Genomic DNA, 280 nt, shown 5'->3' with positions numbered 1-280 from the left:
TGAGTTGGTACACGGCCCGTACCCCAAACCGACACAGGTGGTCAGGTAGAGAATACCGAGGCGATCGAGAGAACTGTGGTTAAGGAACTCGGCAAAATGCCCCCGTAACTTCGGGAGAAGGGGGACCCGATCTGGTGACGATCTTCACGGTCTGAGCTGGGTTGGGTCGCAGAGACCAGAGAGAAGCGACTGTTTACTAAAAACACAGGTCCGTGCGAAGTCGTAAGACGATGTATACGGACTGACGCCTGCCCGGTGCCGGAAGGTTAAGAGGACCGGT

Annotated in this window: 1 rRNA gene; it reads left to right on the top strand. The window is 56.1% G+C overall.

The annotated features are described in order from the left end of the window. Nucleotides 1–280: ribosomal RNA gene (locus IU449_RS28740) — 23S ribosomal RNA — on the top strand; the annotation flags it as partial.

Origin of the sequence: Nocardia higoensis, from assembly GCF_015477835.1 — a bacterium.
Classification (GTDB): domain Bacteria; phylum Actinomycetota; class Actinomycetes; order Mycobacteriales; family Mycobacteriaceae; genus Nocardia; species Nocardia higoensis_A.
Note: the sequence above shows the minus strand (reverse complement) of the source record. Positions and strands in the feature narration are given on the sequence as shown.